The sequence below is a fragment of the Promicromonospora sp. CA-289599 genome (genome assembly GCF_050936155.1).
Lineage (GTDB): Bacteria > Actinomycetota > Actinomycetes > Actinomycetales > Cellulomonadaceae > Promicromonospora.
This window is the reverse complement of record NZ_JBNJNI010000001.1, coordinates 2,976,024-2,991,269: the sequence shown is the minus strand read 5'-3', so window position 1 is coordinate 2,991,269 and position 15,246 is coordinate 2,976,024. Positions and strand designations below refer to the sequence as shown.

Sequence of the window (15,246 nt, the reverse complement as noted above, 5' to 3'; positions counted from 1 at the left end):
GTGTCTGCGCCGGAAGGTGCCTCTGCGGACGACATCATGGACCCGCACTCCCTGGACGCGAGCCTGGCCGCCCACATCGCCGAGCACATCGCGGAGAGCCCGGAGGGCACCAGCCTGCTGGACCCCGTGCTCGGAGGGCCGCTGCCCGTCGACCGGTTCGCGGACCGCGAGCTGAGCTGGCTCGCCTTCAACCAGCGCGTGCTGGAGCTCGCGGAGGATCCCCGCATCCCGCTGCTGGAGCGTGTCCGCTTCCTGGCGATCTTCGCGTCGAACCTGGACGAGTTCTTCATGGTGCGCGTGGCCGGCCTGAAGCGCCGCATAGCTACCGGCATCGCCGTCACGAGCGCTTCCGGGCTCGGCCCGCGCCAGGCGCTGTCGCGCATCTCGGACGAGGCGCACGCGCTCATGGAGCGGCATGCGCGCGTGTTCGAGAACGACGTGCAGCCCGCGCTGGCCGGTGAGGGCATCACCCTGGTGCACTGGGGCGAGCTCGACACCAAGGAGCAGGAGCGCCTGCACAAGTTCTTCCGCAAGCAGATCTTCCCGGTGCTGACCCCGCTCGCGGTCGACCCGGCCCACCCGTTCCCCTACATCTCCGGACTGAGCCTGAACCTCGCGGTGGTGGTCGCGAACCCGGCGACGGGCAAGGAGCATTTCGCGCGTGTCAAGGTGCCGCCGCTGCTGCCCCGCTTCATCGCGGTGGACGCGTCGGGCAAGCCGCGCCGTCCCGGCACCAAGAAGGCCGACCCGCAGCGCGGGCCGCTCTCGTTCGTGCCGCTCGAGGAGGTCATCGCGCAGCACCTCGACTACCTGTTCCCCGGCATGGAGGTGCGCGAGAACCACACCTTCCGCGTCACCCGCAACGAGGACGTGGACGTCGAAGAGGATGACGCCGAGAACCTGCTCCAGGCCATGGAGAAGGAGCTGCTCCGGCGCCGCTTCGGCCCGCCCGTGCGCCTGGAGATCGCGAAGGACATCAGCCCGCGCATCCGCGACCTGATCGTCCGCGAGCTGGGGGTCAAGGACGAGGAGGTCTACGAGCTGCCCGCGCTGCTGGACCTGACGGGCCTCAACCTCATCGCCGACCTCGACCTGACGTCGCTGCACTACCCGCCGTTCGTGCCCTCCACGCACCGTCACCTCGCCGAGGTCGAGAGCTCCAAGCCGACCGACGTGTTCGCCGCGATCCGCCGTCGGGACATCCTGCTGCACCACCCGTACGACAGCTTCTCGACCAGTGTGCAGACGTTCCTCGAGCAGGCGGCCGCCGACCCGCACGTGCTGGCGATCAAGCAGACCCTGTACCGGACGTCGGGCGACTCGCCGATCGTCGACGCCCTGATCGACGCCGCCGAGGCCGGCAAGCAGGTCCTCGCCCTGGTCGAGATCAAGGCCCGGTTCGACGAGGAGGCCAACATCTCCTGGGCCCGCAAGCTCGAGGAGGCGGGCGTGCACGTCGTCTACGGCATCGTGGGCCTCAAGACGCACTGCAAGCTGTCGCTCGTCGTGCGCCAGGAGCCGGACGGCTCGCTGCTGCGCTACTGCCACGTCGGCACGGGCAACTACCACCCCAAGACGGCGCGCCTGTACACCGACCACGGACTGCTGACCTGCAACTCCGACGTCGGCCAGGACCTGACCCGGCTCTTCAACCAGCTCTCCGGGTACGCACCGAAGTCGACGTTCCACCGCCTGCTCGTGGCGCCCCGCGCCGTCCGCTCGGGCCTGGTGGAGCGCATCGAGCGCGAGGCGACCGCGGCCCGGGCCGGCCACGAGGCCTGGGTCAAGATGAAGATCAACTCGGTGGTGGACGAGACGGTGATCGACGCCCTCTACCGCGCCTCCCAGGCGGGGGTGCAGGTCGACCTCGTCGTGCGCGGCATCTGCGCCGTCCGCGTGGGCGTGCCCGGGCTGAGCGAGAACATCCGGGTGCGCTCCATCCTGGGCCGGTTCCTGGAGCACTCACGCCTCTTCGCGTTCGCCAACTCGGTGGGCCCCGCGCTCGCCGAGGGCCCGGAGTCAGGACCCGAGGTGTTCATCGGCTCGGCCGACCTGATGCACCGCAACCTCGACCGCCGGGTCGAGACGCTCATCCGGATCTCCGACCCGACACACGTGGGCGAGCTGCTCGGCCTGCTGGACGAGTCGATGGCCGACACGACGGCGTCGTGGCACCTCCTGCCCGACGGCAGCTGGGAGCGTCCGACCGCAGGACCGGAGAGCAACGGCCTCCGCGACCTGCAGGCGGTCCTGATCCAGCGGCAGCGCCGCCGGCTCGAGCCCGTCCGGTGACGGGACGGCGGTCTGCGGTGGGCACCGGTCCGACGACGGCGGCCTCCCCCGCCGCGGGTCTGCACACCCCGGTCGTCATGACCGCCGGGGGACTCGTCTGGCGCCGTCGCTCCGGCGCGCTCCAGGTGCAGCTGGTGCACCGCCCCCGGTACGACGACTGGTCGTGGCCCAAGGGCAAGCTCGAGGTCGGGGAGCCCTTCCAGGGTGCCGCGATCCGCGAGGTCGGCGAGGAGACGGGTAAGGAGATAGTGCTCGGCAGACCCCTGCCGGGGCTGCAGTACCTGACCCCTGACGGCACCGTGAAGCGTGTGCACTACTGGGCTGCGCGCCGCGCGCGAAAGGGCCGCGACAGCGCGGCGCTCACGGCGCGCGCTCCCCTGGCGCCGGTCGACCGGGAGGAGGTCGACCGTACCGAGTGGTTCGACGTGGACAAGGCCGAGCAGCGCCTCACCCGGACGTCGGACCGGGGCCCGCTGAACGCCCTGGTGGCCGCCGAGTCCGAGGGGGTGCTGGAGACCCGGACGCTCGTCATCGCGCGGCACGGCCGTGCCGTGCCGCGCACCGGCTGGCACGGCGCGGAGCGCGACCGCCCGCTCACCCCGCTCGGGCACGGTCAGGCGGCAGCCCTGGTCCCCGTGCTGGCGGCCTACGGCGTCGAGTACGTGATCAGTTCCCGGTGGGAGCGGTGCGCCACCACCATCGACCCGTACGTGCGGGCCGCGAACCTGCGGCCGAGCTACAGCGAGTACCTCACCGAGGCCCAGCACGAGCGGTCGCCGTCGCGCGTCGCGGCCACCGTGCGCGCCCTCCTCGAGGAGACCACCGCCTCCTCGGTCATCTGCACCCACCGCCCGGTCCTGCCGACGGTGCTCGACGTGCTGGGCAGGCACGCGTCGCGCGCGGTGGCGGAAGGGCTGCCGTCGACCGACCCGTTCCTCGAGCCCGGAGAGCTGCTGGTGGCACACGTCGCCGACACCACCTCGGGACCCCTGGTGGTGGCCACCGAGAAGGTGAGTCCGCTGGTCTGGTGACCGTGGTGGTAGACACACGCGCTACTTCGGCGCACTATCGGTCACCATGAGCAGCGACCAACGACCGCCGAGACGGCCGGCCATGCTGGACCCCCGGGACGCCGACGCGCTTCCCGGGGAGGTGGACCCCGCGATGCGCGACGACGTGGCGCACGCGACGGCACGCGCGCTCGTGGACCGGGCACGCACCACCGAGGATCCGGCTGTCGTGGAACGGCTCATCCACCTGGTCGAGAACGAGGGCCTCGACACGGTGGCAGGCCTGTGGGCGGACGCCGCCGCCGTCTCGCTGCCCGGCGCACTCTGGCGGCTGTACGTACTACGTGAGTGGGTACGCCGCGACATGCCTACCGTCATGCTCCGGTATCGACTCGGTGTGGAAGCCGCCCCGGTCCAGGAGGCCGTCGCGGGAGTCCCGAGCCCTCCGGAACCGGGCGACCTGCAGATCCTCGCCGACGCGGTGCTCTCCGGCGTCTTCACCGGCGACCTCGCCGTCGCCCTCGAACGGGCCGGCGCCTTCTGCCGCATCCTGTCGACCGGAGCCGCGTTCGACGCGGACTCCCGCGAGGTGGCCGACCCCACCGGCGCCACCCGGATGACCCGCAGCGCGAGCTCGCTGCTGCGCACCGCGGAGGAGCTGGAACGGGCCGGAGGCCTGTGGCGCACGGGCTCTCTGGAATAGGCCGGCAGCCTGTCAAGTGGCGTTCGCCCAGAGCGCTGTGACGTCGGACCCCCTTGGCAGATCCCCGCACGCGATTAGGATGGTGCAAGCGACGCCGGGCTGCGGATGCCCCGGGCTCCACCTCAAGCCGCTACGAGCGGCCCCGCGCCGAGAGGCGCTCCCGGTTCGGCGTCGCTCCAACTTCCTTGCACAGCCGACAAGGCTGTCGACGGAATCCTGCCCCCGCACCCGCACCCTTTGTCACGGGATACCAAAGCGCAACCTTGCAAATTGGCGATAGTCGGCAAGCGCTCTACGCTGAACCTGTTCCAGAGCCCTTAGAACGGGAGCCCTCGTGCGCCTTACTCCGCGCGACACCAAGTACTTCGATCTTCTTGCCGACCTGGCCCAGCATCTGGTCCAGGGCTCGTCCCTGCTGGCGGAGCTGCTCGGTGCGGACCGGGCCGGACGGGAGAAGCTCGCCGACGAGATGCACGAGGTCGAGCATCTCGCCGACGACGCCACGCACTCGATCATGCGTCGCCTCAACCAGACCTTCGTCACGCCGTTCGACCGCGAGGACATCTCCGGTCTCGCCTCGGCGCTGGACGACTGCATGGACGAGATGGACGAGGCCGCGGAGCTCATCGTCCTGTACAAGGTCGAGGGCCTGCCCGACCGCGTGTCCGAACAGGTCCAGGTGCTCCAGCGGTGCGCGGAGCTCACGGCGGAGGCCATGCCGCGCCTGCGCTCGATGGACAAGCTCGCCGACTACTGGGTAGAGGTGAACCGCCTCGAGAACCAGGCGGACAAGCTGCACCGCAAGCTGCTCGCCCAGCTCTTCGACGACTTCGCCGGCGACCCGGTCCTGCTGATGAAGCTGAAGGAGATCGTGGAGGTTCTCGAGAACGCCGCGGACAGCTTCGAGAAGGTCGCGAACATGGTCGAGACCATCGCCCTCAAGGAGTCCTGAGTTGGAGGTCGCTCTCGTCGTCCTCGTGGTGGCGCTCGCCCTGAGCTTCGACTACACCAACGGCTTCCACGACGCCGCCAACGCCATCGCGACATCGGTTTCGACGCGGGCGCTGACCCCGCGGGTCGCGCTCGTCATGGCGGCCGCCATGAACTTCACCGGAGCGCTGCTCGGTACCGAGGTCGCGGAGACGATCGCGACGTCGATCGTGAACCTCGAGGGCGCCGGCACGCACGCCGAGCTCGCCGTCGTGCTGTGCGCCCTGCTCGGGGCGATCGTGTGGAACCTGATCACGTGGTGGTTCGGGCTGCCGTCGTCATCCACGCACGCCCTCATCGGCGGACTTGTCGGCGCGGGCATCGCGGGCGGCATGAGCGTCTACTGGTCCGCGATCGTGGACAAGGTGGTCCTGCCCATGGTCATCTCCCCGCTGGTGGGCTTCGGCCTCGCCTTCGCGGTGATGGTCGCGGTCATGTGGATCTTCCGCTACGCGGCACCGGCCAGGACGAACCGCCGCTTCCGGATCGCGCAGACGGCGTCGGCCGCCGCGATGGCCCTCGGCCACGGCCTGCAGGACGCGCAGAAGACGATGGGGGTCATCTACCTGGCCCTGCTGACCGTGGGCTGGGCCAACGTGGACCAGGGCATCCCCCTGTGGGTCAAGCTCTCCGCGGCGGCCGCCATCTCCGCGGGCACCTACTCGGGCGGCTGGCGGATCATGCGCACGCTCGGCCGCAGGATCATCGAGCTCGACCCCGCCCGCGGCTTCGTCGCCGAGTCGGTCTCGGCGCTCGTCCTCTACGTCAACGCGTTCGCGCTGCACGCCCCCGTCTCGACCACGCACACGATCACCTCGGCGATCATGGGCGTCGGCGCCACCCGCAGGCTCTCCGCCGTGCGCTGGGGCGTCGCCAAGAACATCGCCGTCGCGTGGGTCCTCACCATCCCGGCCGCAGCCCTCGTGGCAGCGCTCGCGACGTGGGCGCTCTTCCCGTTCCTGACCTGACCTGATCCGAGCTGGAACGCTCCCCGCGCGACTTGCACCATGTGAGATCTAGCATCGATCGTATGAGCACCACCTCCCCGGCCCCGACCGCCGGCGCCAGATCAGCCCATCGCAAAGCAACGGCCCTCGCCTTCGCAGCAGCGGTGGGCGGCTTCTTGTTCGGCTTCGACAGCTCCGTGATCAACGGAGCGGTCAACGCCATCGAGGGCCAGTTCGCCCTCGACCCGTCGGTCACCGGGATCGTGGTCGCCGTCGCCCTGCTCGGCTGCGCGCTCGGCGCGTGGGCCGGTGGACGGCTGGCCGACCGCTGGGGCCGCACCAACGTCATGGTGATCGGCGCGATCCTGTTCTTCGTGTCGTCGATCCTGTCGGCCATCGCGTTCTCCGCGTGGGACCTGGCCGTCTGGCGCTTCATGGCCGGCGTGGGCATCGGCATCGCGTCCGTGATCGCGCCCGCGTACATCGCGGAGATCGCGCCCGCGGCCATGCGCGGCCGGCTGGGCTCGCTGCAGCAGCTCGCGATCACCGTCGGTATCTTCGCCGCGCTGCTCTCGGACCAGATCCTCGCCGAGTCGGCAGGCGGCGCCGCCAACGTGCTGTGGCTGGGCTGGGAGGCCTGGCGGTGGATGTTCATCGTGGCGGTCGTCCCGGCCGCCGTCTACGGCATCCTCGCGCTGCGCATCCCGGAGTCGCCGCGCTACCTCGCCGCCAAGGGGCGCGACGACGACGCGCGAGCCGTCCTGGCCAGCGTGCTGGGCCCCGACGAGGACGTCGACGACCGCCTCGCCCAGATCCACCACAGCATCGCGGTCGACGAGGCCAACACCAACCAGGCCTCGCTCCGAGGCAGCGCCCTGGGCCTCAAGCCGATCGTCTGGGTGGGCATCCTGCTGTCGGTGTTCCAGCAGTTCGTCGGCATCAACGTGATCTTCTACTACTCGAGCACGCTGTGGCAGGCCGTCGGGTTCGACGAGAGCCAGGCCTTCCTGGTCTCCACCATCACGTCGGTCACCAACGTCGCGGTCACGTTCATCGCCATCGCCCTCATCGACAAGGTGGGCCGCCGCCCGCTGCTGCTCAGCGGGTCGGCCGGCATGGCGGTGTCGCTGGGCCTCATGGCCATCGCGTTCACCCAGGCGACCGGATCGGGCGACGACATCTCGCTCAGCGGCCCCTGGGGAGTCATCGCGCTGATCTGCGCCAACGCGTTCGTCGTCTTCTTCGGCGCCTCGTGGGGCCCGCTCGTGTGGGTGCTGCTCGGCGAGATGTTCCCGAACCGCATCCGGGCCGCCGCCCTGGGCGTCGCAGCGGCCATGCAGTGGATCGCCAACTTCGCCATCACCCTGACGTTCCCGCCGATGCTCGCCGCCTTCGGCGCCAGCGTGCCGTACCTCATGTACGCGGCCTTCGCGGCGCTGAGCTTCTTCTTCGTGCTCACCAAGGTGCCCGAGACCAAGGGCATGGAGCTCGAGGACATGGTCGAGCAGGGCCGCACCAAGGCCTGACCCGGGCGCACCGTCCGGTCTGCCGACGACGGCGCCGTCCCCACCACCGTGGGGGCGGCGCCGTTCGAACTATGCCCGCAGAACACTTGCGCTGGGCAACCATTCTTCATATAGTTGCTCTAAGCAATCAATTGTGAGGCACCGATGACTTCCCCACCCGGCCGGACGCCGTCCGGCACCGAAGTTCCGGCCGTCACCCTGATCTCCGCGCTCCAGAGTCTTTCGCGCGCCCAGCGGGAAGCGGCGGCACGGATCGCTCACGAGCTCGACTGGCCCCGGTCCGGCGTCGCCGTGCTGCACCTGCTCGCCAAGTGCGGCCCGACCTCCCTGACCGATCTCGCGGCGCACCTGCGCGTCGACCTCTCCGTAGCGAGCCGTCAGGTCAGCACGCTGGCCGACGCCGGATACGTCGTCCGAACGGTCGACACCGAGGACCGCCGGGTCCGCACGGTGGAGCTGACCGACGCCGGACGAGCCCTGGCGGCCGAGGCCGCCCAGCAGTACACGAACCTGATCGACCGGGCGTTCGCCGCCTGGTCGCCCGAGGACCTCGCCGAGGCCACCCGCACGCTGCACCGCCTCGTCGACACCATCAGTGCGGACACGGCGCACCGGAGATCACCCCAGAACCAGCAGGAGTGTGCATGACCAGCCCCACCACCCAGTCCACCGTGGTCGAGCCCGACCACCTCCAGGGCGAACCACCCGCCATGACGCACAGCGAGGTCCTCCGGGCTCTGTCCGGGATCCTGCTGGGCATGTTCGTCTCGGTCCTGGCGATGTCGGTGGTCTCCTCGTCGCTGCCGAAGATCATCACCGACCTCGAGGGCAACCAGTCGGCGTTCACCTGGGTGGTCACCGCCACCCTGCTGACCTCGACGATCTCCACCCCGATCTGGGGCAAGCTCGCCGACCTCACGAACCGCAAGACGCTGATCCAGATAGCGCTGATCATCTCCGTGCTCTCCGCGGCCGCCGCCGGGTTCGCGCAGGACACCGGCCAGCTCATCACCTTCCGCGCCTTCCAGGGCATCGGCGCCGGCGGCCTGCAGTCCCTGTCCGCCGTGCTCATCGCGGACATCATCAGCCCGCGTCAGCGCGGCCGGTACATGGGCCTCATGGGCTCGATCATGGGTATCGGTATGGTCGGCGGCCCGATCCTCGGTGGTTTCCTCACCGACGCCATCAGCTGGCGCTGGAACTTCTTCGTGGGTCTGCCGTTCGCGGTGGCCTCGATCATCGTGCTCCAGATGACGCTCAAGCTCCCGAAGCGGCCGCGCGGCTCCGCCCGGATCGACGTCATCGGCGCCACGCTGATCTCGATCGGCATCGCCACGCTGCTCCTGTGGATCACCTTCGCGGGCACCGAGTTCGACTGGATGTCCTGGCAGACGGCGGCCATGGTCGGCGGTTCCCTGCTGGTCCTGGCGATCGCCGTGCTCGTGGAGCTGCGGGTCAAGAACCCGCTCATCCCGATGTACCTGTTCAAGAACCGCACGCTGGTCCTCGCCGTCATCGGCTCGGTCGCCGTGGGTGTCGCGATGTTCGGCTCGTCGGTGTTCCTCAGCCAGTACATGCAGCTCTCGCGCGGCATGACGCCCACCGAGTCGGGCCTGTACACGATCCCGATGGTCGTCGGCCTGTTCCTGTCGTCGACGGTCGGCGGGCAGCTGATCTCCAAGACGGGCAGGTACAAGCCGTACATGGTGACCGGCGGCGTACTCCTGACGGTCGGCCTGCTGCTCCTGTCGACGCTCGACTACCACACGTCGTTCGTGCTGGTCTCGATCTACCTGTTCGTCCTCGGCTCGGGTGTCGGCCTGCTCATGCAGAACATGGTGCTGGCCACGCAGAACACGCTGCACATCAAGGACTCGGGCTCGGGTACGTCCACCGTGACGTTCTTCCGTTCGCTCGGCGGCGCCATCGGCGTCTCGGCGCTCGGCGCGATCCTGGGGCACAGCGTGAAGACCAGCCTGCAGGACGGCATCACCGAGATCGCCCCGGAGCTGGCGAGGCAGGGCATCGACCCGTCAGCGCTCGCCTCCGGGGGCGGCACCCTGCCCGACCTGGCGACCCTGCCGCACATCCTGGTGGAGGTCGTCGAGAAGGCCTACGCGAACGGTATCGCGGACATCTTCCTCGCCGCCGTGCCACTGGCTCTGATCGCGCTGCTCTGCGTCTCCCTCATCAAGGAGGTCCCGCTGGGCCACCGCTCGGGCATCGACCAGCTGAAGGACCTCGAACCGGCCGCGAGCTGACTCCCCCGTCGGTCGAGCTTCCTCCGTCGGTCGAGCTTCCTCCGTCGGTCGAGCTTCCTCCGTCGGTCGAGCTTCCTCCGTCGGTCGAGCTTCCTCCGTCGGTCGAGCTTCCTCCGTCGGTCGAGCTTGTCGAGACCCAGGTCTCGACAAGCTCGACCGACGGAGGACTCGTCGGGGGATTTCGGGCCCGTGGACTGTGCTCCAGGGACCGGACGCGTCATCATTGGCGCATGTTCCCGAGTACAGACAGGTCCAGCCCGGACACTCCCGAGGACCAGGTCGCCGACGGCAACGGTGCCGACGGCGCGATCGTCGACGACGCGGTCGCTGACGACGGGACCGACCTGGGACCGTTCGAGGGTCTGGAGCGGGAGATCCGGCTGCTGATCCGCCGCGCGCAGTCCTCCGGCACGTCGATCGCGCGCAGGGTCCATCCCGAGCTGGATGCCAGCGCGTACCCGCTCCTTGCACACGTCGCCGAACGACCAGGCGCCCGGGGCTCGGACCTCGCCACCTTCTTCGGTGTCGGTCGTGCCACCGTGTCGCGGCAGCTCAGCCGCCTGGCCGAGCTCGGCCTCGTCGAACGCACCGTCGACCCGGACGACAGCCGCGGACAGCGCATCACCCTCACGCCCGACGGCGCCGCCCGGCTGGACCGGGCGCGCTCCAGCCGGGTGGCGATGCTGGAGGGGGCGCTGGCCACCTGGGAGACCGAAGAGGTCAGCCAGCTGGCCAGGCTCCTCAACCGCTACTCGGCGGACATCGTCGCGTGGAAGCAGAGCCACTGACCGGTCCGCCGGTGGTCAGCTCTCCTCGAACGTGAGGCTCACCGAGTTCATGCAGAACCGGTCGCCGGTCGGCGTCTGCGGCGCGTCGTCGAAGACGTGCCCCAGGTGGGAGCCGCACGTGGCACAGCGCACCTCGGTGCGGACCATGCCGAGCGAACGGTCCTCGATCAGCTCGACCGAGTCCCCCGCGAGGGGGCTGTAGAACGACGGCCAGCCGCAGTGCGAGTCGAACTTGGTGTCCGAGCGGAACAGCTCGGCGTCACACGCGCGACACCGGTAGACACCCGTGCGCTTCTCGTCGAGCAGCTCGCCCGTCCACGCCCGTTCCGTGCCCGCCCTCCGCAGCACCGCGTACTCCTCTGACGAGAGCTCCTTGCGCCACTCCTCGTCGGACTTCGAGACCTTGTACGTCATGTAGACACCTCCGCGGGTTCCAACCTTGCTGCGGCCCGCGGTGTTCCCGTCCGGGCCGGAGCACGCGAGAGCCCCCGGCCCTGACGGGTCCGGGGGCTCTCGATGATGCTATGAGCCGGCGCTAGGAGCCGGCGCTACGAGCTGTCAGCTCGCGGCCGAGGCGTTCGGGTTGCCCGCGCCGCGGCCGCGACCGCCACGCCGACGACTGCGGGGAGCACCCGCAGCACCCGTCCGCGGGAAGTGGTCGGCCGCGGTCCGTCCGCCGCCCGACGCCGGACGACCCGCACTCCGCTGCCCGGTCGACTGGCCGGCACCCTGGCTGCGCGGCTGGCCCTGCCGGCCGCCGCCCTGCCCGGCACCCTGGCCGCCGGTCTGACCGGTGCCCTGTGCGCCGGAGCGTGAGCGTCCGCCCTGCTTGCGCGGCTGGCTCTGGCGGACCGGCTGCGGGGCCGGCGGCACGTACTCGACGTACGGCGCGACCTCGCCGACCAGGCTGGTCACCGTCGCGTCGCCAGGACGGACGTCCTGCGGGCGGGCGGTGATCTTCGCCTTGCGGGTCAGGTCACGCACGTCGCCGCGCTCCTCGGGCAGCATGATGGTCACGACGTCGCCGCCGGAGCCGGCACGCGCCGTCCGCCCTGAGCGGTGGAGGTACGCCTTGTGCTCGGCGGGCGGGTCCACGTGCACCACGAGCTCGACGTCGTCCACGTGGATGCCACGCGCGGCGATGTCCGTCGCGACGAGCACCCGGACCTCGCCGGACGAGAACGCGGCGAGGTTGCGCTCACGCGCGCCCTGACCGAGGTTGCCGTGCAGGTCGACGGCGGGCACGCCCGCGGCGGTGAGCTGCTTGGCGAGCTTCTTGGCCTGGTGCTTCGTCCGCATGAAGAGGACGCGGCGGCCGGTGCCCTGCGCGAGCTGGTGCACCACGTTCTTCTTCGCGTCCTTGTCGGACACGGCGAGGATGTGGTGCGTCATCTGCGGGGGCGGCGCGGCGGCGTCGTCCACGGAGTGGGTGACCGGCTGGTTCAGGTAGCGCTTGACGAGCACGTCGACGCCGTTGTCCAGCGTGGCCGAGAACAGCAGGCGCTGGGTCTTCGCGGACGTCCGGTCCAGGATGCGCTTCACACCGGGCAGGAACCCGAGGTCGGCCATGTGGTCGGCCTCGTCGAGCACGGTGATCTCGACGTCCTCGAGCGTGAGGTGCCGCTGGCCGAGCAGGTCCTCGAGCCGGCCGGGGCAGGCGATGACGATGTCGACGCCGGCGTTGAGCGCGGTGACCTGGCGCGACTGCGCCACGCCGCCGAAGATCGTGGTGGTCTTCAGACCCAGGGCCTGCGCCAGCGGCGCGATCGACTCGTCGATCTGGTTCGCGAGCTCACGCGTGGGGGCCAGGATCAGTGCGCGGGGGCGGCCCGACGCGCGACGTGACTGTCCCGCAGCCGCCGAACGAGCGCCGGACGTCGCGAGACGCGTCACGACCGGAAGTGCGAACGCCAGGGTCTTGCCGGAGCCTGTGCGGCCGCGGCCGAGCACGTCGCGGCCGGCGAGGGAGTCCGGCAGGGATGCCGTCTGGATGGGGAACGGCGAAGTGATGCCGCGGTCTGTCAGAACGCGCAGGACGGGCGCGGGCAGACCGAGGTCGGCAAACGTAGTCAAAGGAGATGGGCCTCTCGGGCTCGGTGGCGGCGCGGATCGCGCCGGTTGTCCGCCGTGCTCTCACACCGGGCGGCGGGGTGCTAACCCGGGCCGGGGCCACGACGTCGGGCAGCTGAAGCCGCCCACGACCACCAACTATCTCACGTCCTCGTGACCGATGGCTGCGGCGAACGTCACGTTCCGTGTGGTTCTATGTGGCGCATGATTCCCGCAGCGACCAGCTCGGCCGCACCGTTCGCCGCCATCGGTGACGTGCTCGGCACCATCTGGACCAACGCGGTCACCCCGGTGGACCCGCCGTCGAACCTGATGGTGCTCGGCATGTGCGCGGTCGCTCTGATCGTCGTCCTGTACCGGCCCTTGTGGCACGTGACGCGGCACGTCATCACCATCGCCCACGAGGCGTCGCACGGCCTCGGCGCCCTGGTCACGGGCCGCAAGCTCGAAGGCATCCGGCTGCACTCGGACACCTCGGGCCTGACCGTGTCGCGTGGCAGGCCCCGCGGCCCGGGCATGGTCATCACCGCGTTCGCCGGCTACGTGGGGCCCGGCCTCATCGGTCTCGGGGCCGCGTGGCTCCTCAAGCTCGGCTACGCCGTCGGGCTGCTGTGGCTGCTCGTGGCGCTCCTCGCGCTGCTGCTCCTGCAGATCCGCAACTGGTTCGGGCTCTGGTCGATCCTCGTCAGCGGCACCGCGCTCGTGTTCGTGACCTGGTTCCTGGAGCCCGAGGTGCAGAGCGCCGTCGCCTACGCGGTGACCTGGTTCCTCCTGCTGGGCGCGGTGCGCCCCGTGTTCGAGCTCCAGATCCAGCGCTCCCGCGGTCAGGCCCGGACGTCGGACGCCGACATGCTCGCTCGCCTGACCGGCGTCGGCGGGCTGTTCTGGGTGGCGATGTTCCTGCTCGTCACCCTGGGTGCGCTGGCGCTCGGCGGCGCGTGGATCCTCGGGGTCGCGCTCTGACGAGCCGCCGACCGCAAGAAGGTCCGCTCGTACCGAGCGATGGGGCCCAGAACTCACGTGAGTTCTGGGCCCCATCGCTCGGTACGAGCGGACTTCAACTTGCTTGGTCTGGCGCCCGGTCAGGGGCGCCAGGGGTCACGCCGTGGGCGTGAGCACAAATCCCGGGCCCTCAGCACCTGGGTCGGTGTCCAGGGTCAGTGTGTCCAGCGCAGGAGCGGCTTCCGCCTCGACGAACACGTTGGTGGCGCCGGAGGCGTCGACGACCTGGTCGTCGGGCTGCGGGGCCGGAACCAGGGCGAGCTCGAAGTTGCCGGGCTGGCCGGACGCCTGCGCGATGCGCAGTCCGCCTTCGACCGGCACACCAGCCTGCTGAGCGAGGTCCTGGACGGCCGTACGGGCATTGTCGGTCACGGTGAGCACGTTGAGCTCCTCAGATTGGTTCTCCGCGGTCCCGTCCACCGAACCAAGCCCGCACCGCCACCGCAAGCGTGAGACGCATTTAGGGCGAAATCTCCCGGTGAGTGAGACAGCGCGTGACAGACGCCACTCGAAGACGTACGGTGCCCCGCTCGGCGGCGTCTACGACCTCACCGCACCTGACCGGTAGGCTTTCTACTCGCGCCGCCCGGATGCCGGGCACGCGGGCCTCTAGCTCAACTGGCAGAGCAGCGGACTTTTAATCCGCGGGTTCCGGGTTCGATCCCCGGGGGGCCCACCATCGCGACCTCGACCAGTCCTTCCCCTCCCCGCACGCCACAGCAGGCACCTGCCCCCGACAAAACACTTAACCCTTGCGCTAAGTGTTTTCCGCGCCAATACTTAGCCACATGGCTCAGCATTCAGCAGTGCTCGACGGCGTCTTCGTGGCCCTCGCGGACCCGACCAGGCGCGCGGTGGTCCGGCGCCTCGGCCGCGGGCCGGCAAGCGTCGGCGATCTCGCCAAGGACGCCCCGATGACGTTGCCGTCGTTCATGAAGCACGTGCGGGTGCTCGAGTCGAACGGCCTGATCCGCACCGCGAAGTCGGGCCGGGTGCGCACCTGCGAGCTCAACAAGGAGCAGTTCGCGCTCGTCGAGGACTGGCTCGCCGAGCAGCGCGACATCTGGACAGGCCGCACCGACCGCCTGGAGCAGTTCGTCACCGAGGAGAACGCATGAACCCCGAGCTCGACCTCAGCATCGACCGCATCATCCGCGCGCCCCGCAAGCAGGTGTGGGACGCCTGGACCCAGCCGGCCAAGCTGGCCCAGTGGTGGATCCCTGCCCCTACCCGGTGCCGCGTCGAGCGCCTCGACGTCCGCGCCGGGGGCGGCTTCGTCACGCAGATGAGCGACGACGGCGAGGCGTTCGTCCCGCACCTGGACGCCTGCTTCCTCGTTGTGGACGAGTACGAGCGCATCGTCTTCACCAACGCGATCAACAGCGAGTGGCGCCCGACGAGCCCGGCGCCGGTCCCGATGACGGCGGAGGTCGTGCTGCGGGACCACCCGGACGGCACCGACTACCGGGTCATCGTGCGCCACGGCGACCCCGCGGACCGCGCCCGGCACGCCGAACTGGGCTTCGCGGAGGGCTGGGGCTCGACCACGTCCCAGCTCGCGCGCCTGGTCAGCGCCGCTCCCGCGGTGTAGCGTCAGCGATCCCGCGGCGAACTCCTCGCCGCCGTCGATGGACCGGTGCCGCCGCTGAAAGGCACC

At 70.2% G+C, this 15,246-nt stretch carries 15 protein-coding genes and 1 tRNA gene; 13 read left to right on the top strand and 3 right to left on the bottom strand.

The window, feature by feature from the left end:
• Window positions 1–36 precede the first annotated feature (36 nt).
• The 9 genes from ACQEVI_RS13280 to ACQEVI_RS13240 all read left to right on the top strand — a co-directional run bounded on the left by ACQEVI_RS13280 (window position 37) and on the right by ACQEVI_RS13240 (window position 10,517).
• Window positions 37–2,292 carry an RNA degradosome polyphosphate kinase gene (locus ACQEVI_RS13280; RefSeq protein ID WP_432905929.1) on the top strand — a complete coding sequence of 752 codons (2,256 nt, stop codon included), beginning with the start codon at window positions 37–39 and terminating at the stop codon, window positions 2,290–2,292.
• Window positions 2,293–2,369: 77 nt separating this feature from the next.
• Window positions 2,370–3,323 (top strand): NUDIX hydrolase, encoded by a 954-nt coding sequence (locus ACQEVI_RS13275; RefSeq protein ID WP_432905927.1) that lies wholly within the window; start codon window positions 2,370–2,372, stop codon window positions 3,321–3,323.
• Window positions 3,324–3,405: 82 nt separating this feature from the next.
• Complete coding sequence (locus tag ACQEVI_RS13270) at window positions 3,406–4,005, top strand: hypothetical protein (protein ID WP_432899366.1); 600 nt, start codon at window positions 3,406–3,408, stop codon at window positions 4,003–4,005.
• 334 nt (window positions 4,006–4,339) lie between these two features.
• The gene (locus ACQEVI_RS13265; RefSeq protein ID WP_432899363.1) at window positions 4,340–4,957 is read left to right on the top strand and encodes a DUF47 domain-containing protein; all 618 of its coding nucleotides are present in this window, start codon (window positions 4,340–4,342) and stop codon (window positions 4,955–4,957) included.
• Between the two features lies 1 nt (window position 4,958).
• A complete protein-coding gene (locus ACQEVI_RS13260) occupies window positions 4,959–5,963 on the top strand; it encodes an anion permease (RefSeq protein ID WP_432899359.1) in 1,005 nt (334 codons plus the stop codon).
• A 62-nt stretch (window positions 5,964–6,025) separates the two neighbouring features.
• A complete protein-coding gene (locus ACQEVI_RS13255; protein ID WP_432899356.1) occupies window positions 6,026–7,468 on the top strand; it encodes a sugar porter family MFS transporter in 1,443 nt (480 codons plus the stop codon).
• Window positions 7,469–7,612: 144 nt separating this feature from the next.
• On the top strand, window positions 7,613–8,116 hold the full coding sequence (locus ACQEVI_RS13250) for a MarR family winged helix-turn-helix transcriptional regulator (RefSeq protein WP_432899353.1): 504 nt from the start codon (window positions 7,613–7,615) through the stop codon (window positions 8,114–8,116).
• The gene (locus tag ACQEVI_RS13245; protein ID WP_432899350.1) at window positions 8,113–9,729 is read left to right on the top strand and encodes an MDR family MFS transporter; all 1,617 of its coding nucleotides are present in this window, start codon (window positions 8,113–8,115) and stop codon (window positions 9,727–9,729) included. Before ACQEVI_RS13250 ends, ACQEVI_RS13245 begins: the two co-directional genes overlap by 4 nt.
• Before the next feature lie 230 nt (window positions 9,730–9,959).
• Window positions 9,960–10,517: a MarR family winged helix-turn-helix transcriptional regulator gene (locus ACQEVI_RS13240; protein WP_432899347.1), complete on the top strand. Its 558-nt coding sequence runs from the start codon at window positions 9,960–9,962 to the stop codon at window positions 10,515–10,517.
• A 15-nt stretch (window positions 10,518–10,532) separates the two neighbouring features.
• On the opposite strand, the gene msrB is transcribed toward ACQEVI_RS13240, so the two are convergent.
• Window positions 10,533–10,931, bottom strand: a complete 399-nt coding sequence (gene msrB, locus ACQEVI_RS13235; protein ID WP_432899344.1) for a peptide-methionine (R)-S-oxide reductase MsrB — start codon at window positions 10,929–10,931, stop codon at window positions 10,533–10,535.
• Between the two features lie 144 nt (window positions 10,932–11,075).
• Window positions 11,076–12,590, bottom strand: coding sequence for a DEAD/DEAH box helicase (locus tag ACQEVI_RS13230; protein WP_432899341.1), 1,515 nt, complete (start codon window positions 12,588–12,590; stop codon window positions 11,076–11,078).
• A 192-nt stretch (window positions 12,591–12,782) separates the two neighbouring features.
• Between ACQEVI_RS13230 and ACQEVI_RS13225 the strand changes: the two genes are divergently transcribed.
• Window positions 12,783–13,550 carry a M50 family metallopeptidase gene (locus ACQEVI_RS13225; RefSeq protein WP_432899338.1) on the top strand — a complete coding sequence of 256 codons (768 nt, stop codon included), beginning with the start codon at window positions 12,783–12,785 and terminating at the stop codon, window positions 13,548–13,550.
• A gap of 135 nt (window positions 13,551–13,685) precedes the next feature.
• On the opposite strand, the gene ACQEVI_RS13220 is transcribed toward ACQEVI_RS13225, so the two are convergent.
• Window positions 13,686–13,970, bottom strand: a complete 285-nt coding sequence (locus ACQEVI_RS13220) for an iron-sulfur cluster biosynthesis family protein (protein ID WP_116677444.1) — start codon at window positions 13,968–13,970, stop codon at window positions 13,686–13,688.
• A 222-nt stretch (window positions 13,971–14,192) separates the two neighbouring features.
• Here ACQEVI_RS13220 and ACQEVI_RS13215 point away from each other — a divergent pair.
• The 3 genes from ACQEVI_RS13215 to ACQEVI_RS13205 all read left to right on the top strand — a co-directional run bounded on the left by ACQEVI_RS13215 (window position 14,193) and on the right by ACQEVI_RS13205 (window position 15,180).
• Window positions 14,193–14,268, top strand: a tRNA-Lys gene (locus tag ACQEVI_RS13215).
• Window positions 14,269–14,377: 109 nt separating this feature from the next.
• Window positions 14,378–14,707 carry an ArsR/SmtB family transcription factor gene (locus tag ACQEVI_RS13210; protein ID WP_432899334.1) on the top strand — a complete coding sequence of 110 codons (330 nt, stop codon included), beginning with the start codon at window positions 14,378–14,380 and terminating at the stop codon, window positions 14,705–14,707.
• Window positions 14,704–15,180, top strand: coding sequence for an SRPBCC domain-containing protein (locus ACQEVI_RS13205; protein WP_432899331.1), 477 nt, complete (start codon window positions 14,704–14,706; stop codon window positions 15,178–15,180). Before ACQEVI_RS13210 ends, ACQEVI_RS13205 begins: the two co-directional genes overlap by 4 nt.
• Window positions 15,181–15,246 lie beyond the last annotated feature (66 nt).